Origin of the sequence: uncultured Psychroserpens sp. (assembly GCF_947492715.1) — a bacterium.
Taxonomy (GTDB): Bacteria; Bacteroidota; Bacteroidia; order Flavobacteriales; family Flavobacteriaceae; genus Psychroserpens.
This window is the reverse complement of sequence record NZ_CANLNS010000001.1, coordinates 187,609-208,309: the sequence shown is the minus strand read 5'-3', so window position 1 is coordinate 208,309 and position 20,701 is coordinate 187,609. Positions and strand designations below refer to the sequence as shown.

Annotated in this window: 17 protein-coding genes; 10 read left to right on the top strand and 7 right to left on the bottom strand. The window is 34.2% G+C overall.

Features of this window, described 5'->3' with window-relative positions:
* Window positions 1-34: 34 nt before the first annotated feature.
* Complete coding sequence (locus Q0787_RS00980; protein ID WP_298900324.1) at window positions 35-601, top strand: hypothetical protein; 567 nt, start codon at window positions 35-37, stop codon at window positions 599-601.
* 215 nt (window positions 602-816) lie between these two features.
* A complete protein-coding gene (locus tag Q0787_RS00975) occupies window positions 817-1,242 on the top strand; it encodes a hypothetical protein (RefSeq protein WP_298900323.1) in 426 nt (141 codons plus the stop codon).
* Window positions 1,243-1,409: 167 nt separating this feature from the next.
* Here Q0787_RS00975 and Q0787_RS00970 read toward each other — a convergent pair whose 3' ends face one another.
* Together Q0787_RS00970 and Q0787_RS00965 are read right to left on the bottom strand one after the other, a co-directional pair.
* Window positions 1,410-1,793, bottom strand: coding sequence for a hypothetical protein (locus tag Q0787_RS00970; RefSeq protein ID WP_298900321.1), 384 nt, complete (start codon window positions 1,791-1,793; stop codon window positions 1,410-1,412).
* 108 nt (window positions 1,794-1,901) lie between these two features.
* The gene (locus tag Q0787_RS00965) at window positions 1,902-3,134 is read right to left on the bottom strand and encodes a glycosyltransferase N-terminal domain-containing protein (protein WP_298900320.1); all 1,233 of its coding nucleotides are present in this window, start codon (window positions 3,132-3,134) and stop codon (window positions 1,902-1,904) included.
* A gap of 81 nt (window positions 3,135-3,215) precedes the next feature.
* Between Q0787_RS00965 and Q0787_RS00960 the strand changes: the two genes are divergently transcribed.
* From Q0787_RS00960 to Q0787_RS00950, 3 genes are read left to right on the top strand one after another with little or no spacing between them, the layout of a single operon-like run.
* Window positions 3,216-4,370, top strand: a complete 1,155-nt coding sequence (locus Q0787_RS00960) for a DegT/DnrJ/EryC1/StrS aminotransferase family protein (RefSeq protein WP_298900319.1) — start codon at window positions 3,216-3,218, stop codon at window positions 4,368-4,370.
* A gap of 7 nt (window positions 4,371-4,377) precedes the next feature.
* Window positions 4,378-5,400, top strand: coding sequence for a UDP-glucose 4-epimerase GalE (gene galE / locus Q0787_RS00955; protein ID WP_298900318.1), 1,023 nt, complete (start codon window positions 4,378-4,380; stop codon window positions 5,398-5,400).
* A 9-nt stretch (window positions 5,401-5,409) separates the two neighbouring features.
* Window positions 5,410-6,687 carry an amidohydrolase family protein gene (locus Q0787_RS00950; RefSeq protein WP_298900317.1) on the top strand — a complete coding sequence of 426 codons (1,278 nt, stop codon included), beginning with the start codon at window positions 5,410-5,412 and terminating at the stop codon, window positions 6,685-6,687.
* Between the two features lie 48 nt (window positions 6,688-6,735).
* Here Q0787_RS00950 and lspA read toward each other — a convergent pair whose 3' ends face one another.
* The 3 genes from lspA to Q0787_RS00935 form a co-directional block, all read right to left on the bottom strand.
* Window positions 6,736-7,254 (bottom strand): signal peptidase II, encoded by a 519-nt coding sequence (lspA, locus tag Q0787_RS00945; RefSeq protein ID WP_298900316.1) that lies wholly within the window; start codon window positions 7,252-7,254, stop codon window positions 6,736-6,738.
* Window positions 7,255-7,259: 5 nt separating this feature from the next.
* Window positions 7,260-8,153, bottom strand: coding sequence for an ACP S-malonyltransferase (gene fabD / locus Q0787_RS00940; protein WP_298900315.1), 894 nt, complete (start codon window positions 8,151-8,153; stop codon window positions 7,260-7,262).
* Between the two features lie 76 nt (window positions 8,154-8,229).
* On the bottom strand, window positions 8,230-9,789 hold the full coding sequence (locus Q0787_RS00935; protein WP_298900314.1) for an NAD(P)/FAD-dependent oxidoreductase: 1,560 nt from the start codon (window positions 9,787-9,789) through the stop codon (window positions 8,230-8,232).
* Window positions 9,790-10,034: 245 nt separating this feature from the next.
* Here Q0787_RS00935 and Q0787_RS00930 point away from each other — a divergent pair, with 245 nt between their 5' ends.
* The 5 genes from Q0787_RS00930 (at window position 10,035) to Q0787_RS00910 (ending at window position 18,642) form a co-directional block, all read left to right on the top strand.
* On the top strand, window positions 10,035-11,582 hold the full coding sequence (locus Q0787_RS00930; protein ID WP_298900313.1) for an AraC family transcriptional regulator: 1,548 nt from the start codon (window positions 10,035-10,037) through the stop codon (window positions 11,580-11,582).
* A gap of 612 nt (window positions 11,583-12,194) precedes the next feature.
* Window positions 12,195-15,308, top strand: coding sequence for a SusC/RagA family TonB-linked outer membrane protein (locus tag Q0787_RS00925; RefSeq protein ID WP_298900312.1), 3,114 nt, complete (start codon window positions 12,195-12,197; stop codon window positions 15,306-15,308).
* 10 nt (window positions 15,309-15,318) lie between these two features.
* A complete protein-coding gene (locus Q0787_RS00920; protein WP_298900311.1) occupies window positions 15,319-16,794 on the top strand; it encodes a RagB/SusD family nutrient uptake outer membrane protein in 1,476 nt (491 codons plus the stop codon).
* 19 nt (window positions 16,795-16,813) lie between these two features.
* Complete coding sequence (locus Q0787_RS00915; protein WP_298900310.1) at window positions 16,814-17,656, top strand: hypothetical protein; 843 nt, start codon at window positions 16,814-16,816, stop codon at window positions 17,654-17,656.
* Between the two features lie 11 nt (window positions 17,657-17,667).
* Window positions 17,668-18,642, top strand: a complete 975-nt coding sequence (locus Q0787_RS00910) for a hypothetical protein (protein WP_298900309.1) — start codon at window positions 17,668-17,670, stop codon at window positions 18,640-18,642.
* A gap of 448 nt (window positions 18,643-19,090) precedes the next feature.
* Here the strand turns inward: Q0787_RS00910 and Q0787_RS00905 are convergent, their stop codons facing one another.
* Together Q0787_RS00905 and Q0787_RS00900 are read right to left on the bottom strand one after the other, a co-directional pair.
* The gene (locus tag Q0787_RS00905) at window positions 19,091-20,020 is read right to left on the bottom strand and encodes a dihydrofolate reductase (RefSeq protein ID WP_298900308.1); all 930 of its coding nucleotides are present in this window, start codon (window positions 20,018-20,020) and stop codon (window positions 19,091-19,093) included.
* Window positions 20,021-20,135: 115 nt separating this feature from the next.
* Window positions 20,136-20,681 carry an energy transducer TonB gene (locus Q0787_RS00900; RefSeq protein WP_298900307.1) on the bottom strand — a complete coding sequence of 182 codons (546 nt, stop codon included), beginning with the start codon at window positions 20,679-20,681 and terminating at the stop codon, window positions 20,136-20,138.
* Window positions 20,682-20,701: the final 20 nt, after the last annotated feature.

Sequence of the window (20,701 nt, the reverse complement as noted above, 5' to 3'; positions counted from 1 at the left end):
TAGAATAAACGTTATATTTAGTAAAAATTCAGTTATGAATTCGATTAAGAAAATATTTTTTATATCAATTACTTTAATATCCTTTATCTCTTGCAAAGGTCAGGAATCTGAAATTGAAAGGAGACTTGAAGTGACATTCAAAGATTACATTATAAAGAGTTGGGAGAAAAACAACTCAAAGACAGAGGCAGAACATTATTTTAATAACGAAATGGAATTCATATTAAAATCAAGAAAGGAATTTTTTTCTAATATTGAACTGATTAAAAATACCGAAATTAATCTGGTTGAATTTTTTGATAAGCAAATGCCAACAATTTATTCGGCAATTTTAAAACTAGGTTCTAAACTTTATTATTTTGAAAAGAACACTTCTTTTGAAACTCAATTTAAAGAAGTCACATTTGATACTTTTAAAAAAGAACATAAAACAATGGCATGTATTCTTTTAGAGATGGACAAACCTACTCCTAATCAATTGACTAGGGATCCAGCCGAATCTAGCTATCATTATTCAGTTTTTATAACGAAAGTAAATAAGAATAATAACATGATTGTATATATTCCAAATGATATTTGCATTCTAGTTGATAAAAAGTAAGACTCCCTCTCTGGTGCAAACGTCTCGCTTGTGCTAATAGATAAATAATAATAAGAGCCGTAATGTAAGTTGCGGCTTTTTGGTTTTGAGCGTATTTAAAATAGAGTATATTTACTATAACGTTTTAGTGTGTTGTGGCACTAGCGAGAGGGAGCACTTGACGGAATAAAATCTAGTTTAGGTGGAGATACAGTAATAATTAATGGGAATTAATAATGGGAGAAGTGAAAATATTTAACTTTAAGGGTCTAAATTTAGTTAGTTACTATATTATTATTGGGGTTTCACTGTTAATTACTTTCACTTTTACATTTTTGTTTTTTTCAATATTTACAATTTCAAATAAAAAAAATAGTATCATAATTGCTATACTTGTTTTATCTTTTTTACTCTTTAACTTGTTAAAAAAAAAAGCCATTACTCCGTTTGTAATTTTATTTAACAAAGAAAAATTAGTGATAAATGATAAAACAATAATCAAAATAGAAGATATAAAAAAGATTAAAGTAAAAATGAAGTGGACAAGCTATGGTGAGATTAGTATATCTTTAAATAATGGTAATGTTGTTAAAATAAGATCATTTGACAAGTATGGTGAATTTGATGAACTTGTTAATAGACTTAGATCTATTCCGTTATAGATTTAAAACCTCACTGGCGCTAGCATCTACGCTTGTGCTAAATAATACTAAAAGCCATGATGAGAGTCATGGCTTTTGTTTTTTAATATTCTGCTAAAATCAAGTTTATGTCAAAAAAAAGACCTGATAAAAATCAGGCCTTTTTTTTATAAAGAATAACTATCTAATTAGTTATCTTTTTTCAATTTGTCTGCAGCGTCGTTTAAAGCTTTAGATCCTTCTTCTTTGGCTTTGTCTACAGCATCAGTTGCAGCATCTTTTACACCGTCAACAGCGTCTTTAGCTCCTTCTTTTACTGCGTCAGCACCTTCTTTTACTGCATCTCCAGCAGCATCCATAGCATCTTCAGCACCATCTTTTACAGCTTCAGCACCTTCCTTGATAGCGTCTCCTGTCGCTTCTGCAGCGTCTTCAACAGCATCTCCAGCTTTTTCAGCTGCATTTTCAACAGCATCTCCAGCTTCTTCAGCACCTTCTTTAGTTTCTCTACATGATGTTACAGACACAACAAGTGCCAATACCAATGCGATGTTTAAAATTAATTTTTTCATTGTAATCGTTTTAGTGTTAATTGTTATTTCACGAAATTAGTAACTTAAATTGAATTTTTTAGTAAAAATTTAACATTTATTAAGATTTCACCATATTCACTCAATGCACTATATACGAATGTAGTTTGCAATTTGGACTACTGCGCCTTTATTTTTAAGGATGAATTGGGCGTTTTTATCACCTTCAGTATGGCGATACTCATTTGAAGTTATCAAAGTGTCCAAAACCGTTTTTAAATCGTTTTCATCTTTTACTGAAGTCACACCTGCCTGTTCAATCATAGCGAAGGCTTCTGGAAATTTATCGTAGTTTTTGCCAATGATAATTGGAACACCAAAAACAGCTGGCTCTAAAATATTGTGTAAACCAGTTTGTCCCATAGCACCACCAACATAAGCAATATTAGCATAACTGTACGCTTTAGAGAGAAGACCTATGGTGTCTATAATCAATACATTATATTGGTTTAAATTTTGCCCTTCTTTTTCAGAAAACAAAACCGTAGGAACGTCTAGTTTAGAGGTAATGTCTTTTATGTGCCCAGATTTAATTTCGTGAGGTGCTATGATGAATTTTAAATGTTCCGAAGCATTAGCATTGATATAAGGAATGAGTATAGCTTCATCTTCTTGCCAGGAACTCCCAATAACAACACAAGTACTACCATCCTTGAATTCTGTAATAAAATCCAAAGTGTTGCTTTGTAACAATTGATTACTTACGCGGTCAAATCTGGTATCTCCAGAAACCGTTACATTCGTGTAATTAATTGAGTTTAAAAGTGTTTTAGACTGTTCATCTTGAACAAAAATATGCTCGAAAGAAAAAAGTGCTGTTTTACGTTTACCACCATAAAATTTAAAGTAAGATTGTTTTGATCTAAACAAAGCCGAAATTAAAATAGCGCGACCACCTCTTTGTTTTAACTCATGCAATAGATTGGGCCAAATATCATATTTAACAAAAACTGTAAAATCGGGATGAATCAAGTCTAAAAAACGTTTAGCATTGGCTTTGGTATCTAATGGCAGATAGGTAACCACATCGGCAATTTTGGAATGTTTTCTAATTTCGTAACCAGATGGCGAGAAAAAAGTAAGAATGATTTTATGGTTCTGATAGCGTTGTCGCAATATTTCAAGCACTGGAAGGCCTTGCTCATATTCGCCTAATGACGAACAATGAAACCAAATTGTTTTGTCTTTTGAGTCAATTTTTTTCTTAATGTTCTTGTAGGTTTGTTTACGTCCTTTTACACCAAGTTTTATCTTAGGATTAAAGAATGCAAGAACTTCTAGGAAAAAGCTAAGGATATATATGCCTGCTGTATACAATATCAAAACAATTTGTTCGTGCTAAAATACTGTTCTTTCAAATAAATTCATTGCTTAATGCTAATGAATTTTGTAAATTCGTCGGGTATGAAAAAAATTCAAATGGTTGACCTCAAAGGTCAATATAGTAAAATAAAAGAAGCAGTAGATAGTTCTGTTTTAGATGTTTTAGAGTCTACAGCTTATATTAATGGACCTAAGGTTCATGGTTTTCAGAAAAATTTAGAAAATTATTTAGATGTAAAGCATGTAATTCCTTGTGCTAATGGTACAGATGCGCTGCAAATAGCAATGATGGGATTGGGCTTGAAACCAGGTGATGAGGTAATCACGGCCGATTTTACATTTGCCGCGACCGTAGAAGTTATTGCCTTGTTGCAACTTACTCCTGTGTTGGTAGATGTGGATCCTGTAACATTTAATATAGATATCGAGGCAATTAAAAAAGCCATAACGCCAAAAACAAAAGCTATTGTCCCAGTACATCTCTTTGGTATGTGCGCCAATATGGAGGCCATCATGGAAATTGCTAATGCAAATGACTTATATGTTATTGAAGATAATGCTCAGGCTATTGGTGCTTCATATACCTATGAAGATGGACGTAAGGTAAAAGCAGGAACCATTGGTCATGTAGCGTCTACATCATTTTTTCCATCCAAAAATTTAGGTTGCTATGGAGATGGTGGTGCCATTTTTACAAACGATGATGATTTGGCCCACACTATTAGAGGTATTGTAAATCATGGAATGTATGTGCGTTATCATCATGACGTTGTTGGTGTAAATTCGAGATTAGATTCGATTCAAGCGGCGATTTTAGATATTAAATTGCAGCATTTAGATACTTATAATAAGGCCAGACAAAATGCAGCAAGAGCCTATAGCAAGGCTTTTGAGGGACAAGCGAATATTATTGTTCCTTCTGGAAAGAATAAGTGTTCAAATATATATGAATCAGATGATTGTCATGTATTTCATCAATACACATTACGTATTTTGAACAGCGATAGAGATGCATTGGTTAAGCATTTAAATGACAATGGAATCCCATGTGGTGTATACTACCCAATTCCATTGCATCGCCAAAAAGCATATCAAGATTCAAGATATAATGAAGCAGATTTTGAAGTTACTAATCAGTTAGTCAAAGAAGTGATTTCACTACCTATGCATACCGAATTAGATGACGAACAAATTGAATTTATTACGTCAACAGTTATAAATTTCGTTAATTCATAACATGAACATGAAAAAAGTTCTAGTTACTGGTGGACTTGGATTTATAGGTTCGCATACTGTTGTCGAACTACAAAACGAAGGTTTTGAGGTGGTTATTATAGATGATTTATCTAATTCATCTATTGATGTTTTAAATGGAATTGTTTCTATAACGAACCAAAAACCGATTTTTGAAAAATTAGATTTAAAAGATAAATCTTCAGTAGAACTTTTTTTTAGAAAACATAATGATATAGCCGGTGTTATTCATTTTGCTGCGAATAAAGCCGTTGGAGAAAGTGTGAATAAACCACTTTTATATTATGAAAATAACCTCAATACGCTTATTTATTTGTTAAATGAGATTTTAGGTTTAGAAACGTCTAGTTTTATATTTAGCTCATCATGCACAGTTTATGGTCAGGCCGATGAAATGCCTATCACAGAAAATGCTCCTATAAAACCTGCAGAATCCCCTTACGGAAATACAAAACAAATTGGTGAAGAAATTATAAGAGATACATGCAAGGTAAATTTAGACTTAAATGCTATCGCCTTGCGATATTTTAATCCAATTGGAGCTCATGCTTCATCAAAAATAGGAGAGTTACCCATTGGTGTGCCTCAGAACTTAGTTCCCTATATTACACAAACGGCGGCTGGATTAAGATCGTATTTATCCGTTTTTGGTGATGATTACCCAACACCAGATGGAACATGCATAAGAGATTATATTCATGTTGTTGATTTAGCAAAAGCTCATGTGTTTGCTTTGCAACGTCTAATGAATGGTCGACAAGATTCAAATTTTGAAACCTTTAATATTGGAACAGGGGTAGGAAGTTCGGTGTTAGAAGTTATTAAGTCTTTCGAAAGAGTTTCAGGGAAATCTTTAAATTATAAAATGACCGCTCGAAGAGAAGGTGATATTGTTAGCGCCTATGCAGATACTAAAAAAGCGAATTCAATTTTAGGTTGGAAATCACAGTTAACACTTGATGATGCTATGCTATCTGCATGGAATTGGGAAAAACATATTAGGAATTTATAACCATTTATAATGAAAAAAGTAATACAACTTAGCATTCTTTTACTGACATTCACAGTACTAGGACAAAACACCTATTTACATTGCGGAAAACTTATTGATACGGAAACAGGAACCATTGAAACAGAAAAAACGATTATCGTTTCTGGAACTAAAATTATAGCTATTGAAAATGGATATAGTTCAACGAAATCAGGAGAAGATATAGTGATTAATCTAAAGAATAAAACGGTCATGCCAGGACTTATTGATATGCATGTACATATTGAACAAGAATTTGGGCCAAGAACGCGTTTGGAGCGCTTTATCTTAAACGAATCTGATATTGCTTTTAATTCGGTAGTGTATTCCAAAGAGATCCTTTTATCAGGATTTACAACCGTTAGAGATCTTGGGGGAACCGGAGTTAATATTTCGGTAAGAAATGCCATAAACGGTGGAAAAATTGAAGGACCTAGAATATTTACCGCAGGAAAAATTATTAGTTCTACTGGTGGGCATGGCGATTTTACAAATGGAGCTAAAAAAGGACTCCTTGATGATCCAGGGCCAGAAGATGGTGTTGTAAATAGTGTGGATGATGCCAAAAAAGCCGTAAGACAACGCTATAAAAACGGAGCAGATTTAATAAAAATTACAGCAACAGGAGGAGTGTTGAGTGTGGCAAAGAGTGGTGATAATCCGCAATTTACGGTTGAAGAGGTGACAGCAATTTGTGATGCAGCAAGAGATTATGGTATGCACGTAGCGGCACACGCCCACGGAGATGAAGGGATGCAACGTGCCATTCTAGGAGGTGTTAAAACCATAGAGCATGGTACTTATATGAGTGACGAAACTATGGAGTTAATGAAAAAGCATGATGCGTATTTAGTTCCTACAATTACCGCAGGAAAGGAAGTAGAGGAGAAAGCGAAAATAAAGGGATTTTACCCAGATATTGTTGTGCCTAAAGCATTAGCAGTAGGTCCTCAAATTCAAGGTACTTTTGGAAGAGCCTATAAAAAAGGTGTGAACATTGCTTTTGGAACCGATGCAGGAGTGTTTAAACATGGTAATAGTGGAAAGGAATTCGGGTACATGGTTGAAGCTGGAATGCCTGCAATGGAAACTATTAAAAGTGCTACGATTACCAATGCAATGCTATTGGGAATGGGAAGTGAATTAGGACAGTTAAAAGAAGGTTATATAGCCGATATAATTGCCGTTAATGACGATCCTACTAAAAATATATCTACGATGGAGGATGTTGTTTTTGTAATGAAAGATGGCAAAATTTATAAAGACTAATCTAAAAACATATTATAAAAAAAGGTCTCGTTTAAACGAGACCTTTTTTTATGCAGTTTGTGTTTTTTTCTTTTTTGAAAAGAATGCAACATAAGCGAGTATGAGCATTCCGAATGTAACCGACATGTCTGCTACATTAAAAATTCCAGTTCTAAAAACACCACCAAAATCTAAATGAAAGAAGTCTGTAACAGAACCAAAAACAACACGATCAAATACATTTGCTATTCCACCTCCAGCAATGCAGCTTAAAGCAATTAAACTGAGTCTGTCTAAAGTTTTAGTTTTTATAATATAGTATATCAGATATACCAAAACGGCAATTGGCAGCAACTTTAATAATAAAAGTTTAAGTGTTGGGTTCATATCACTTCCCATACCTAAAAATGCGCCAGGATTTTCTACATTCATCATAATGAAGGTATCACCAATAACGTTAATTCTTTCGCCAGGATCTGTTTTGGTTCGGGGCACAATATTAGCCCGAACAATAATTTTTGAAATCTGATCTATTGCAACATTAAATGCTGTAAGTAAGAGTATTCCGGCAGTTCTAGATAACTTCATATAAATTAAGCGTTAGATTCTAAAGCTGCTGAAGCTGTTTCTGTCTCTCTATTAATCTTTTTAACAAGCCCCTGAAGCACTTTTCCAGGGCCAACTTCTGTAAAAAGAGTTGCGCCATCTGAAATCATTTGCTGAACCGATTGCGTCCAACGTACTGGAGCTGTTAATTGAGAGATTAAATTGGCTTTAATCTCATTTTCGTCAGTCACCGCCGAAGCTGTTACATTTTGATAAATTGGACAGTTTGGTGTGTTAAATTGTGTGTTCTCTATAGCCGCTGCTAGTTCTTCACGTGCAGGTTCCATTAAAGGAGAGTGAAATGCACCACCTACAGGAAGTACAAGAGCGCGTCTTGCGCCTTCTTCTTTTAGTGTTTCACAAGCCGCGTTAATAGCATCAATTTCTCCCGAAATAACCAACTGGCCTGGGCAATTATAATTTGCAGCAACCACAATACCATTTGTCGTAGCACAAACTTTTTCTACGATATCATCATCTAATCCCAAAACTGCTGCCATAGTGCTTGGTTGCAATTCGCATGCTTTTTGCATGGCTTGTGCTCGTTGGGAAACTAGTTTTAATCCATCTTCAAAGTTTAAAGCGCCATTAGCAACCAAAGCAGAGAACTCTCCAAGAGAATGTCCAGCAACCATATCGGGTTTAAAATTATCACCTAAAGTTTTAGCTAGAATTACAGAATGTAAAAAGATAGCCGGTTGTGTAACTTTAGTTTCTTTTAAATCTTCGGCAGAGCCCTCGAACATAATATCTGTAATAGAAAAACCGAGAATATCGTTTGCTTTTTCAAATAGCGCTTGAGCTAATGGTGAGTTTTCATATAAGTCTAGGCCCATTCCAGAAAATTGAGCTCCTTGACCAGGAAAAACGTATGCTTTCATTGTTATCAAATTTTATGCGACAAAAATAGGAATAATATCTTTAAACCAATAAGAATGAGATAAAGACAAATTAAATTTATAAATGACCAGTTGCAGCCTCTGCACAGCGCTCACCATCCATCGCAGCTGAGACAATTCCACCTGCATATCCACCACCTTCTCCACAAGGAAATAGGTTTGATATCTCAGGATGACATAGTTGGTCGTTTCGTGGGATATTTACTGGAGATGATGTTCTTGATTCTACGCCAATAATGTTGGCTTCTGATGTATAATAGCCTTTCATTTTTTCTCCAAAAGCTTTAAAACCTTTTCGTAAAGAGCCTCCAATAATTTTTGGAAAAAGGGAATGTAATGGAGCAGATTTAAGCCCAGGTTGATAAGACGTAGGGTTTAAATTAGAAGACAAGTTGCCCTCAACAAAATCTGTTAAACGTTGCGCAGGTGCTGTTTGCGATCGTCCTCCTGCGGTAAAAGCCAAACGTTCTAGATCTTTTTGATATTCTAATCCTTTTAGAGCTCCATGGTTTTCATATTTGTACAAGTCTCTGTCCGCATTAATTTCTACAACAATTCCAGAATTAGCAAATTCGTTATTTCGTTTGGATGGAGACATACCATTAACAACAATTTCTCCATTTGCCGTGGCAGCAGGAACAATGAATCCACCTGGACACATACAAAATGAGTATACACCTCTATGATTGACCTGGTGCACCAAACTATAGGCAGCGGCAGGTAATAATTCATCTCTTTTTTCACCACGACAGTGATACTGGATTCCATCAATAATGTCTTGAGGATGTTCTACGCGAACGCCCATAGCAAATGACTTAGCTTTTAACTGAACCTTTTTCTTATCCAATAAATAATAAATATCGCGGGCAGAATGACCTGTTGCTAAGATAACCTGATTGACATCAAGTTCTTCTCCGTTTTTTAATAAAAGCGATGCGATGCGCTTATCTCTTATATTGAAATCGACGACTTTAGTCTCGAAATGTACCTCACCACCAAATTTTAAGATGGTCTCACGTATGTTTTTAACTACTTTGGGTAGTTTATTGGTGCCAATGTGAGGGTGGGCATCAACTAAGATCTGATTAGTAGCTCCATGATACACAAGATTTTCGAAAATTTTTCTAACGTCTCCACGTTTTAAACTTCGTGTATATAGCTTACCGTCACTATAAGTGCCAGCGCCTCCTTCTCCAAAGCAATAGTTGGAGTCTTCATTAACAATATGATCTTGGTTAATGGCTTTAAGGTCACGACGTCTGTCTTGAACATTTTTTCCACGCTCTAGAACGATTGGTTTATAACCTAATTCTAGGCAACGTAAGGCTGCATACATTCCGGCAGGACCAAATCCGATGATATGAATTGGCTTTGCTGTAGTTACATCTTTATAATTGAATTTATATGCTATTTCGTCGGTTGGTTGTTCATTAATATAAACCGCTACTTTATAGTTTAATATGATGCTTTTTTTACGGGCATCTATCGATTTCCGAAGTATTTTTACCCCAGAAATTGCCGTTTTATCAACATTAAAATATTCAGAGGCTTTGGTGATCAAAATATCTGGTTTTCGCTCTTCTTGAAGTGTAATACGGAGTTGGATTTCTTTGATCATAATGCGAAAATAAGAAAATACTTGTCAAATGCTATCTTAGAGTATTTCTAGGGTTGCTCGATCTAGAGTATTGAGTATTATATTAACAAAATATTAAGAAAATTAAATCCAAAAAGAGTTGAATTTATTGTGAAGATTAGTGTTAAAATGTGTTAAACAAGGTAAATTTACATCGGGATTTACTTCTTTTTCGAAATTGTTAACACTTTTTGTGAGAACTTTAGTAAATTGAAAATAAAAAACCTATGAAGTTCCTTAAAGGCTTTCTGATTTGTGTTTCTTTATTCTGTGTCAATTTACAGGCACAGGAAGGAGATATATTATCTATATTAGAAAGCAATCATGAGAATGGTACTTCAAAAGATATTCTTCCAATTTCGGATAACGTTATTGCACTAAATGTAAATTCTGCAGATTTTTGGTATTTAAAAGCCCTGTGCGAAGATCAAGTAGGTGATTATTTATCGGCAAGAAATAGTCTTATTAAATCTAAGGTTAATGGCTATTACAAAAAATCTGTTCTTTACTTTCATTTGGCGAAGGCCGAATTAAACCTTAATAATAAAGAAGCGGCATTGGCTTATGTTGAAAAAGCCTTACAAAGGAATGCTAAGCCAGAAATGTTTAGAAGCGAGGCGTTTAGCGGATTGAGTGATAGCGTGCCTTTTATGAAATTGCTGGATTTATATAGACCAAAGTTAAATGGATGGACTGGGTTCTTTTTCTTTATTGCACTTCAAGGTATTTTGTTGTTTTTCATCTTGTTCTTTAGAAAAAAGGGGAATACTAAAGCCAATAGAAACTTAGGACTTTTCGTGTTGTCCTTTTCATTTATATTGTTATTCTATGTAGGTTACAAAAGTCGTTTTCTATACGAATATCCACTTATCTATTTCAGAAAACTCTGGATTCCAATCATGTTTGCCCTGGGGCCATTGTTATTATTTTACGTGAAAGATTTATTTAAATTCAAATATTCTCTAAAGTTTAAACTTGCGCATTTAGGTCTGTTTTTAATTGGTTTTGCATTTTATGCGTCATTTCATTTACTCGACCCTGCTAATCAAATCTATAATGTTGCCATGGATATTCTATGGTATGAGTGGGTGAAAAATGCTCAAATGCTTATTTATTTGATCTTAATCTATAAATTGGTGAAGAAAGCTAAAGATCATGTAGGTGCAAATGTTGTGAAGTGGTTAAATTATATGATGTATGCTTATGCCGGATTTGTGCTTTCATTTGTTTTGTATTCGACACTCAATAATTTTGACTTTTTCTATCGCGATGGATGGGACTATGTGATTTGTTTAATTATTTCTGCATCTATTATATTGATTGGCGTGTTTGGTTTAGTACAGCCACAAATATTTTGGGGCTTTAATGTGGTTGGAGCTTTTACAGCCATTAAGTATGAGAAGTCTGGATTAATTCCAAGTTTGGCAGCAGAACTAAAACAAAAGTTGATTGAACTCATGGTTGATGAGAAAGTATATAAAAAAAATAATTTGAATCTGGATCAGCTGTCTGAGATTCTTGGTACGACCAAGCACAATACTTCCCAGATTATTAATGAGCACTTTAATGAAAACTTCTTCGATTTTTTAAATGACTTTAGAATTGCAGAAGCAAAGGAACTATTATTAAACGAAGAACAGAAAATGACCGTTTCAGAAATATTATATGAAGTTGGTTTTAACAATAAGGTTACGTTTAATAGTGCCTTTAAGAAAAGAACTGGAATTACACCAACTCAATATAGAGTTCAGGCATCTCAAGTAAGAGCAGTTTAACTTCACTTTTTTATAATACTTATATATATAAGATAGTAAATAGGCAATTAGCCTATTTTTTTTCTTCGTTTCTTTTCTGTTTAAGTTTATCAAGAAGAAATGTGCCACATTTTATGTCTAGTTCTTTTATAATCGGAAAGAATATACCTACCTGTAAGCATCATATTAGTGTTTGAATTGACATTAGGTCTAATTGAATACTTATGTAGTAGTAAGAGCCTTTTTTTGCAAGTGTTTTAGAATATCTGTATAGTTTTTCATATAAAATTTGTTCTATTAATAAATCATATAATTGCTGTAAAAAATTGATAATCAATATGTTAATTTAACTTAAATTTTAACATTCTTCACATGGCTGAATTATATAGTAAGAGTGGGTCGGGAAGTGGTAAACTATTATCGGAATTGCCTCTGTTCGTGTAATTCTTCTCTTTTTTTACATCAGCAATTGCAAGGCTAGGCAGTCGTTGCCTTACTATATTTATGAAATATCCATGTTAACTTTAATTTCATACTGAGTAATTATTTTGAATTAGTCTTTAAAAATAACAACGCTGCCTGCCTTTCTCAATTGCACTATAACTAATATCGTAATAATTAAAATTTAAGCTTATGAAAGTAAAAAATTATGGTCTAGTGTTAGTGCTCTTGTTTTTAAGTGTTACATCAAGTTTTGCACAAGAGAGGACTATCACAGGAAAAATTACATCTGCGGATGATGGCTTGCCATTGCCTGGAGCTACTGTAATTGTTAAAGGAACAACAAGAGGTCAACAGACTGATTTTGATGGACAGTATTCTATTAAAGCCAGCACTGGGGAAATTTTGGTTTTCTCGTATGTAGGTTACCAAACTGTAGAAAGAACAATTGGAGAATCTAGTACAATTGATCTTATTATGTCTGCAGACAACACTTTAGATGAAGTTGTTGTTGTTGCATATGGTAATGTATCATCATTAAAAAAGAACACTGCCGCTGTTAGTACAGTAAAAGCTGAAATTCTTGAAGATAGGGCTAATGCATCTGCATTACAAAACCTTCAAGGTCAAGTGGCTGGTTTAAATATTGCAACTGGTTCTGGACAACCTGGTAATGATAGTACTATCATACTTAGAGGAGCAGGATCAATTAATGGTAACATCGAACCACTATTTATAGTAGATGGAATTCCAGTAGATGAAGATAACTTCAGAAGTATTAATCCAAATGACATTGAAACATATTCTGTTTTAAAAGATGCGGGTGCAGCGAATATTTATGGAAACAGAGCGGCAAATGGTGCCATCGTAATTACTACTAAAAAGGGAAGGTACAACGAAAGTTTAAGGTTTAGATATACCTCGGCTTACGGAAATTCTGAATTACAAGATCAACCATTTGAATTAACAAACTCTAGACAAATTCTAGAATTCCAAAGAGCTAATGGCGCAGGAATTGGTGTTGGTTTAACCGATGCTGAAATCGCGGCAATAGCAAGTCAAGCAAATACTAGCTGGACGGATGTTTTCTTTAGAACTGGTAAAACACAATCACATGATTTAACAATTACTTCAGGTGGTGAAAATTCTAATAACTTTACATCGCTTCAGTATTTTAATCAAGATGGTATTTTTGTTGGATCTGACTTCCAACGTTTTTCATTAAGAAATAACTTCAATGGAAAAACAGAAAATGATAAATTTAACTACGGATTTAACTTGTCGTTAGCTTTTTCAGAAACAAACGAACTTGATAATGCAGGTAGTGGAGCTACATTCTTTAACCCATTTAGTGCTGCACTTCAAGGTCTTCCTTATTTAAGTGTATTTAACGCAGATGGTTCTCAAACAATCGATGGTGGTATTACACCAGGTGATGCTGGAGCTATTTTATCTAATGGTGCAACGAACTTCCCTTACGTATTACTTAATAGTATTGCATTAAATACTGACCGTGAAGAGGAAATTAAAATACTAGCATCTTTAAATTCTAGTTGGAACTTTGCTAAAAACTTATACGCTCGAGTTCAACTTGGTGCAGATTTAAGTACAGAAAAACGATTAGAGATTTTACATCCAAATAGTATTCTTGGACCATTCCAAGCAAATGTTATTGGTAACCAAGCACAGTTTGGTGGAATTCATGAAGAAACTTATACTAGAGATTTCAGACTTAATTTATCACCTTCTATTAGTTATTCTAATGTGTTTGATGAAAAGCATGATGTTACGGCAACAGCTTATTTTGAATATTCTAGAGGATTTTTAGATGGACTTGATTTTGATCAAACAGGTATAGATCCAAGACTTGTAGGTACTGGTTCATCATTTATCCCAGGAACAACTACAGAGCCAAACCCAGCGAATGGTGTATTAGTTAATCCTTATATCCCAGTAGTAAACTCATTTACAAGTGAAGTGGGTAACTTATCAATATTTGGAACATTAGATTATGAATACGATGGTAAGTATGCTGTTTCTGCAGGTATTAGACGTGATAATTCATTTAGATTTATTGGTGATAATGCTTGGGGAACATTCTGGTCTGTTTCAGGACGTTGGAATATTAGTGAAGAAGCATTCATGGAATCATCTGGTTTTGATTTATTAAAATTAAGAGCTTCACATGGTTTATCTGGTAATGATAGAATTACTGGCGGATACTATGGAGGTTTAAACTTAACGAGAAGTTTATATACAGCAGGAACTGGATATAATGGTTCTGTATCTACAGTAGTAACTCAATTAGAAAATACTAATCTAAAATGGGAGGAAACTACACAAACTAATATTGGTCTTGATTTCGCGGTGTTGGATAACAGACTTAGTGGTAGTTTAGATGTGTACAATAAAACAACAGACGATTTATTCCAAAACAATCAAATATCTTTAATTAATGCGACAGCTTCAATTCAAGCGAACATCGGTTCATTAGTAAATGAAGGTGTAGAATTAGCATTAAACTATAGAGTTGTAAATAATGATAATTGGAGAGTAACTGTTAATGCTAACGGATCGTATAACGAAAATACTATCGAGCAATTACCACCATCTACAAACGGATTGGTAAACACAGGTGGATCTACAGCTTTAGGTGAAGGACAAGCATTAGGATCTTACTATTTAGTAAGATATGCAGGTGTTAACCCATCTAATGGTAATCCATTATTCTTAAAAGCTGATGGTGTTACACTTACAGAAACATTAGATGCTGCTAACGATAGAGTATTCCTTGACAAATCATTCTACCCTACATGGCAAGGTGGTTTTGGAACAGATATCAGACATAAAGGATTTGAGTTTACAACACAATGGTCTTTTGTTGCTGATGTATGGTTAAATAACTTGGATTATGCAGATTTACAAGAAGTATCTGTAGGTTCGGTTAATAATGGTAGAAACAGATCTGTAACAGTATTTAACGCTTGGGAGCAACCAGGTGATATTACTGATGTACCAAGAGTTGGTTCTACATTTTCAAGTGTGAATTATATCAATTCAACTGATAGATACTTAGAAGATGCATCCTTCTTAAGATTAAGAAACATTACGTTCGCTTATAATTTGCCAGCTAAGTTTCTTGAAAATACTCCTATCTCATCATTGAGATTGTATTTACAAGGAGAGAATCTATTAACATTTACGAAGTTTAGAGGTTGGGATCCTGAGTCTAATTTTAGACCAACAAACAGAGGACAATTCCCTACACCTAAGATTTACACGTTTGGTGCAACAATAAATTTTTAAAAAAATGAACATGAAAAAATATATATTAAAAACACTAGGCATTGCAGCCATATTTATGATTGCTGTTTCCTGCGAAGATGCAACTGATGTTGTACAAGAAGGAGAGCTTAATGAAGAAGTTGCCTTTCAAACTGTAGCAGATTTGCAAACAGGATTAAATGGTGCTTATGCTGCATATGGGCCTGATTTTGGCGGAAATGGTACAGGAGATGCCCTTTATGCCAATGCTATTTTGTCTGACAATTTAAAGGCTGGTCAAGCGAGTAACGGACAAGGTGCTCAAGCGTATGCTTACATTGTGAATTTCGCTGGTGGTACACCTTCTAGCGCAATATGGGCAAACCGTTATGCTACAATCAACCGCGTTAACCGTGTGTTGAGAGCGATGGGGAATTTAACTTTCACCACACAAAGTGACATTAATGAAGCAAACCATATTAAAGGACAATTATTAGGATTGCGTGCTTTAGCACATTTCGACTTGTTCGAGTACTATACTGTAGATTATCAAGATCCTAATTCGTTAGCCATTATTAATGTTGATTTTGTACCAGCAACATCAGACGCTTTTGAAAGAAACACCGTGGCTGAAACGGTTGCATTTATTAATGCAGACTTAGCAGAAGCTAATACTTTGTTAGACCCAAGTAACATTACAGCAGCTACACCAATCTTTATCAATAGAGATTTTGTAAAAGCATTGCAAGTTAAACTTGCTGTAAATGTAGGTGACTTTGGAGCTCAGACGATGACTTTAACAAACCAGTTATTAAATGATTACCCATTGGCTAATCAAATTCAATATTCATCAATGTACTTAGGTGCAGATAATACTGAAGTTATTTTTAAACTAGCTAGAGTAAACGGAGATAACGGTGTTGGTGGATTATTTTACTTTAACCAAGTAATGCCAAATGATGCCTTTTTAGAAATTTCTAATCAACTTTTAAATGAGTTGTCGGCACTTCCTAATGACATCAGACGTAGCGTTAACTTAGCACCTGTTAGTACAATTATTGGATTAGACGATCCTGCAAATGAATTGTTAATCAATAAGTACCCTGGAGGTTCTGGTGGTTTACAAGTAAATGACATTATGATTGTTAGATCTTCGGAAATACAATTGATAAAAGCAGAAATCGAGGCTCGAAATGGGATGCTCGGTAATGCGGCTCAAACGGTTCAAGATTTACGTGATGCAAGAACTGGTTCTGCTTCACCTGCGCCTTCTTATGCTTCATTAAATGCGGCACTTACTGATATTTTAAGTGAAAGACGTAAAGAATTCTGTTTCGAAGGAAAACGTTTCTTAGATATTAAGCGTATAGGTTCTGAAATTGGACTTGGTGTGAACAGATTAGCTGTTGATTGTGGTACTTTCGATGCGCCTTGTGATTTAGCTGTAGGTGATTTCAGATTCACATTAGCTATTCCACAAAATGAGCTTGATGGTAATAATGCAATTACTCAAAACCCAGGATACTAACATAATCAATAATATGAACATGAAATATATTTATAAAATAACGTTTGTACTTGGTCTTTTACTAAGTATAACGTCTTGTGATGAAAATATTGATCCTATCCTTTCTAACGGTGTAGAATCAGAAAACAGAACATTTTTATCATTCGCTAATTCGACAGTTAGCTTACCTATCACTATTGATGATACTGGTAGTGTTGATCTTGTCTTAAATTCTAGTACTGTTTCAGCTACAGATAGAGTTTTCAATATTAATTTGGAAACAGAAAGTAATGCTGATCCTGCAACCTATACATTACCAAGTTCTGTGACGATTCCTGCAAATTCTTATTCAGGAGTTTTAACAGTAACTGGTGTAGATAATGGTTTAGTAGATGCTACTGTTAAGCAAATCATATTTTCTTTATCTGGCTTACCAGATAATGTAGATATTGACCTTAATAGATTCGTTATTAATGTCTTTGAAGTGTGCCCTGTACCAGAAACTTATTTGGTTGGTGACTATTTACTAACAGATGACGGTAGTGGTAATTTCTTAACAGGGAATGTAACAGTAAGTCTTGGTGGAACTCCAACAGAGCGCGTCTTTACAACAACGTTTTTACCTGGATCAGGTGTAGATACTGTGTTACCTGTAACTATTAATTTAGCTTGTAACCTTTTCAACTTGGCAGGTGATGTAGATATTTCGGTGTCTTGTACTGCTGGAAACCCTCCATTCTATATTCTATCGAGTGCAGGCAATGCTAATAATGGGACATACTCATTAACGAGTGACGTTATGCATACTATAACATATAGACAGGATCCTTTTGAATCTTGTGGACCAACATCAATACAAGGCTTTACATTAACTAAACTATAAAACAAATACACATGAAACATCTTTTTAAAATAATGTTTTTCTCTTTTGCGTTGTTATTGACTGTTTATAGTTGTGATGATAGTGAAGGTGAAAATGAAGGTAAATTTGATGCTAATCCTACAACAGGTTGGGTACAATTTGTAACCTCAGGAGCATCAAGAGATATTGCAATTGACTCTTACAATACAGATAACTTATTTGAGGTTCCTGTATTTGTAAATGTGCCAATTTCAAACTCAGAATTAAGAATTAATTATGACTTAGTGTCTGTATCTGGACCAAATCCTAATACTGTATTTAATAATAATGGCGTTTTACTTAATCCAGCAGGAAGTTCAACATTCTTTTTCTTTTCAGATTTAGAAGCTGGAAACTTAGATGTTGCCAATGGAGGAGCTAAAGATCCATTAACTATTGAAGCATTTCCAAAAATACAGTTTGATATTGCGCAAGCTGCGAATATTACTGAAGCTATGGTTTTTGATGTTGTTTTAACATCTACAAGCTCAGCTGACGTTACAGCAGGTGTTGACGGATCTAGTCGTCCAGTATCTTATAGAATTCGTATTTGTCCATCTTTAAATTCTGCTTCAGGTAATTTTGTTGGAGATTACAATTTAACTGTAACATCTGGAGATAGTCTTTTTGGAGGACCTGTTTTTGCAGATCAAACCGTGACTATTAGCGAAGGAGCAAATGGTGCATTTAGCAGACAATTTGACGTTGCATATTTGCCTGGTGGTCCAACAAATACAATGACAGTGACGTTCTCTTTTACAAATGGACAAGTCATAATTGATAACGGACTATCTACTAATATTGGTTGTGCGTCTCTATTATTACTTGGAGGTGATCCAAGCAATATTATTGCTCAACCGTGTGATGACTCTGAAAGCCTAACGCTTAACATGCTTGATTTCCAAGGAGGTTCAGGTGGTTGTGGCGTGTCTGATATACCCTTAGTAGTAGTTTTAACTAAAGTCTAAAGTTAGATGTGAGTTAAGACTAAAGCGAGATGTCATTTTAATGATGTCTCGCTTTTTTGCGAAACTTCCATTCAATTTGAAAACTAAGGTTAGAAAATAGAATTATAAAAGCTAACACCTGTAATTATTAGCTTTTTGGTTTCGTATAAATACTAAGAGTTACAAAGTCTTAAAACGAAATATTCAGTTTGAGCCTTGCTTCTGTTAGTAAGGAATAGATCAAGCTCTTCTTTAATGTAAAGGTCTAACATTAACGAAGTTTCAGAATAAAATTCTGATTAGAATAGTTAGTTTTAAGACTTTTTGCATTGTCATCCTATTGATTATTTTGTGATGTTGTACAATAGGTACGTGTTCTTGTAAAGCTAATTATTGCTTTGTGTAAAGACAGTTTGTTGACAACATTAAATAGAAATAGGAATATAATTCCCCTTATTTTATCAGATTATTAGTGTTTAACATAAGTTAAAAACGTAAAAGAAAAGTCGTGTTTGTCGTCTTTTTCATGAAATTCACTGTGGGTTTCTTTCCAAATGGATAAGTCTATTTCAGGAAAAAAGGTATCTGCATTTTCGAAACTATGGTGAACACGTGTAATTTCAATTTTATCGGCCAGCGACATAGATTGTCTGTAAATTTCACCTCCACCTATAATAAATGGTTGTTCGTCATTTTTAGAAGCATCTAAGGCGTCTTCCATGTTATTCACAACAATAACACCATCGGGTACTTTATAATTGTCTTGTCTCGTAATGACCACATGTTTACGGTTAGGTAAGGGCTTTGGGAAACTTTCAAAAGTTTTTCGACCCATAATAATATGATGGCCATTAGTAAGGGACTTAAAACGCTTAAGGTCATCACTTAAATGCCATATTAAATCATTGTCTTTACCAATGGCATCGTTCTCACCAGCGGCAACTATTATAGTGAGTTCAGATTTTTTTTTTTGATCTGGAGCGGTTGGCTTTAAAGTTTCGTTATATACCTCAGATTTTGCAATTTCGGTTTCTTCTTTTAAAAGTTGCTGTTTAAGTTTTTCAATACGTTGTTGCTGCTTTGCAACTAAGGCCTCACGCTGTTGATCTTCCCAGTCTTTACCCATAAAACTATGAGTAATGAAGACCGTCACAAAATGATATACAAATAGGGCTAACCACAATACAATAGCAATAACAAACCAATCGAGTCCAGCAATTGTAAAATCTTTACCTATTCCTAGAACGGTATTCGCTAGAATTAAAAAGACTGCACCAATTAAGAATATTACAAAATGGACATAAACGCGTTTTTTTTGTTTGATGCGTTTTTCGGCATATTTAATTAACGCTAATTGTTCTTTATCAATTTGAGGTATAGGTTTCTTTTTTCCAAACATAAATCAAAAATTAGTAACGTAAATTTAGTCTTTTTAACTCAAATATTATGATTAAAGTATGTGGAGCTTATCACATAAAGTAAAAAAGAGCTTTCAAACTGAAAGCTCTTTTGTATTAATTTTTTTGACTTCGTCTAAGGCGTCGTCTTTCCTTTTTACTAAGTTTTTTAGAACTATTGTCAATTTGAAAAACAATAGGCAACGAATAAGGTACAATTACAGGTTTGCCTTTTTGATAACCAGGCTTATCCATGTCTGGCATTAGGCCAATGACTCTTATAGCTTCTTTTTCAAGAGCTGGGTGAGGAGCTCTTGCTTGAATATCAACAACTTTTCCTTCTTTATTAATTTTAAAAATCACATTAATTCTTACTCTACCATCTGGCAAGCCTAAATTAGTGGCGATGTCGGTATTGAAATTTGCAGACACGTGCTTTACTAATTTTTTGCTCATACAATTTTTGAGATCTGCATTGGATAGTTTTTCGTTGCAACCATAATACACAGGGACATTTTCAATAACAACAAAGGCAACTTCATCGTCATTTTTATCAAGATCTTTAATAATAACGCCTTCTTTATCTTCTTGTTTAGGCCTTTCTTCTTGTGCAAAAATTAGCATACTTGTCAATGCAAATAGCACAGTGAATAGGTATTTCATCTTCATCTATAAAAAGTATT

What these genes read in the sequence shown, in the direction of transcription:
- Q0787_RS00980 (WP_298900324.1), top strand. Translation starts at nt 35, where the DNA reads ATGAATTCGATTAAGAAAATATTTTTTATATCAATTACTTTAATATCC.
- Q0787_RS00975 (WP_298900323.1), top strand. Translation starts at nt 817, where the DNA reads ATGGGAGAAGTGAAAATATTTAACTTTAAGGGTCTAAATTTAGTTAGT.
- Q0787_RS00970 (WP_298900321.1), bottom strand. Translation starts at nt 1,793, where the DNA reads ATGAAAAAATTAATTTTAAACATCGCATTGGTATTGGCACTTGTTGTG.
- Q0787_RS00960 (WP_298900319.1), top strand. Translation starts at nt 3,216, where the DNA reads ATGAAAAAAATTCAAATGGTTGACCTCAAAGGTCAATATAGTAAAATA.
- galE (WP_298900318.1), top strand. Translation starts at nt 4,378, where the DNA reads ATGAAAAAAGTTCTAGTTACTGGTGGACTTGGATTTATAGGTTCGCAT.
- Q0787_RS00950 (WP_298900317.1), top strand. Translation starts at nt 5,410, where the DNA reads ATGAAAAAAGTAATACAACTTAGCATTCTTTTACTGACATTCACAGTA.
- lspA (WP_298900316.1), bottom strand. Translation starts at nt 7,254, where the DNA reads ATGAAGTTATCTAGAACTGCCGGAATACTCTTACTTACAGCATTTAAT.
- fabD (WP_298900315.1), bottom strand. Translation starts at nt 8,153, where the DNA reads ATGAAAGCATACGTTTTTCCTGGTCAAGGAGCTCAATTTTCTGGAATG.
- Q0787_RS00935 (WP_298900314.1), bottom strand. Translation starts at nt 9,789, where the DNA reads ATGATCAAAGAAATCCAACTCCGTATTACACTTCAAGAAGAGCGAAAA.
- Q0787_RS00930 (WP_298900313.1), top strand. Translation starts at nt 10,035, where the DNA reads ATGAAGTTCCTTAAAGGCTTTCTGATTTGTGTTTCTTTATTCTGTGTC.
- Q0787_RS00925 (WP_298900312.1), top strand. Translation starts at nt 12,195, where the DNA reads ATGAAAGTAAAAAATTATGGTCTAGTGTTAGTGCTCTTGTTTTTAAGT.
- Q0787_RS00920 (WP_298900311.1), top strand. Translation starts at nt 15,319, where the DNA reads ATGAAAAAATATATATTAAAAACACTAGGCATTGCAGCCATATTTATG.
- Q0787_RS00915 (WP_298900310.1), top strand. Translation starts at nt 16,814, where the DNA reads ATGAAATATATTTATAAAATAACGTTTGTACTTGGTCTTTTACTAAGT.
- Q0787_RS00910 (WP_298900309.1), top strand. Translation starts at nt 17,668, where the DNA reads ATGAAACATCTTTTTAAAATAATGTTTTTCTCTTTTGCGTTGTTATTG.
- Q0787_RS00905 (WP_298900308.1), bottom strand. Translation starts at nt 20,020, where the DNA reads ATGTTTGGAAAAAAGAAACCTATACCTCAAATTGATAAAGAACAATTA.
- Q0787_RS00900 (WP_298900307.1), bottom strand. Translation starts at nt 20,681, where the DNA reads ATGAAATACCTATTCACTGTGCTATTTGCATTGACAAGTATGCTAATT.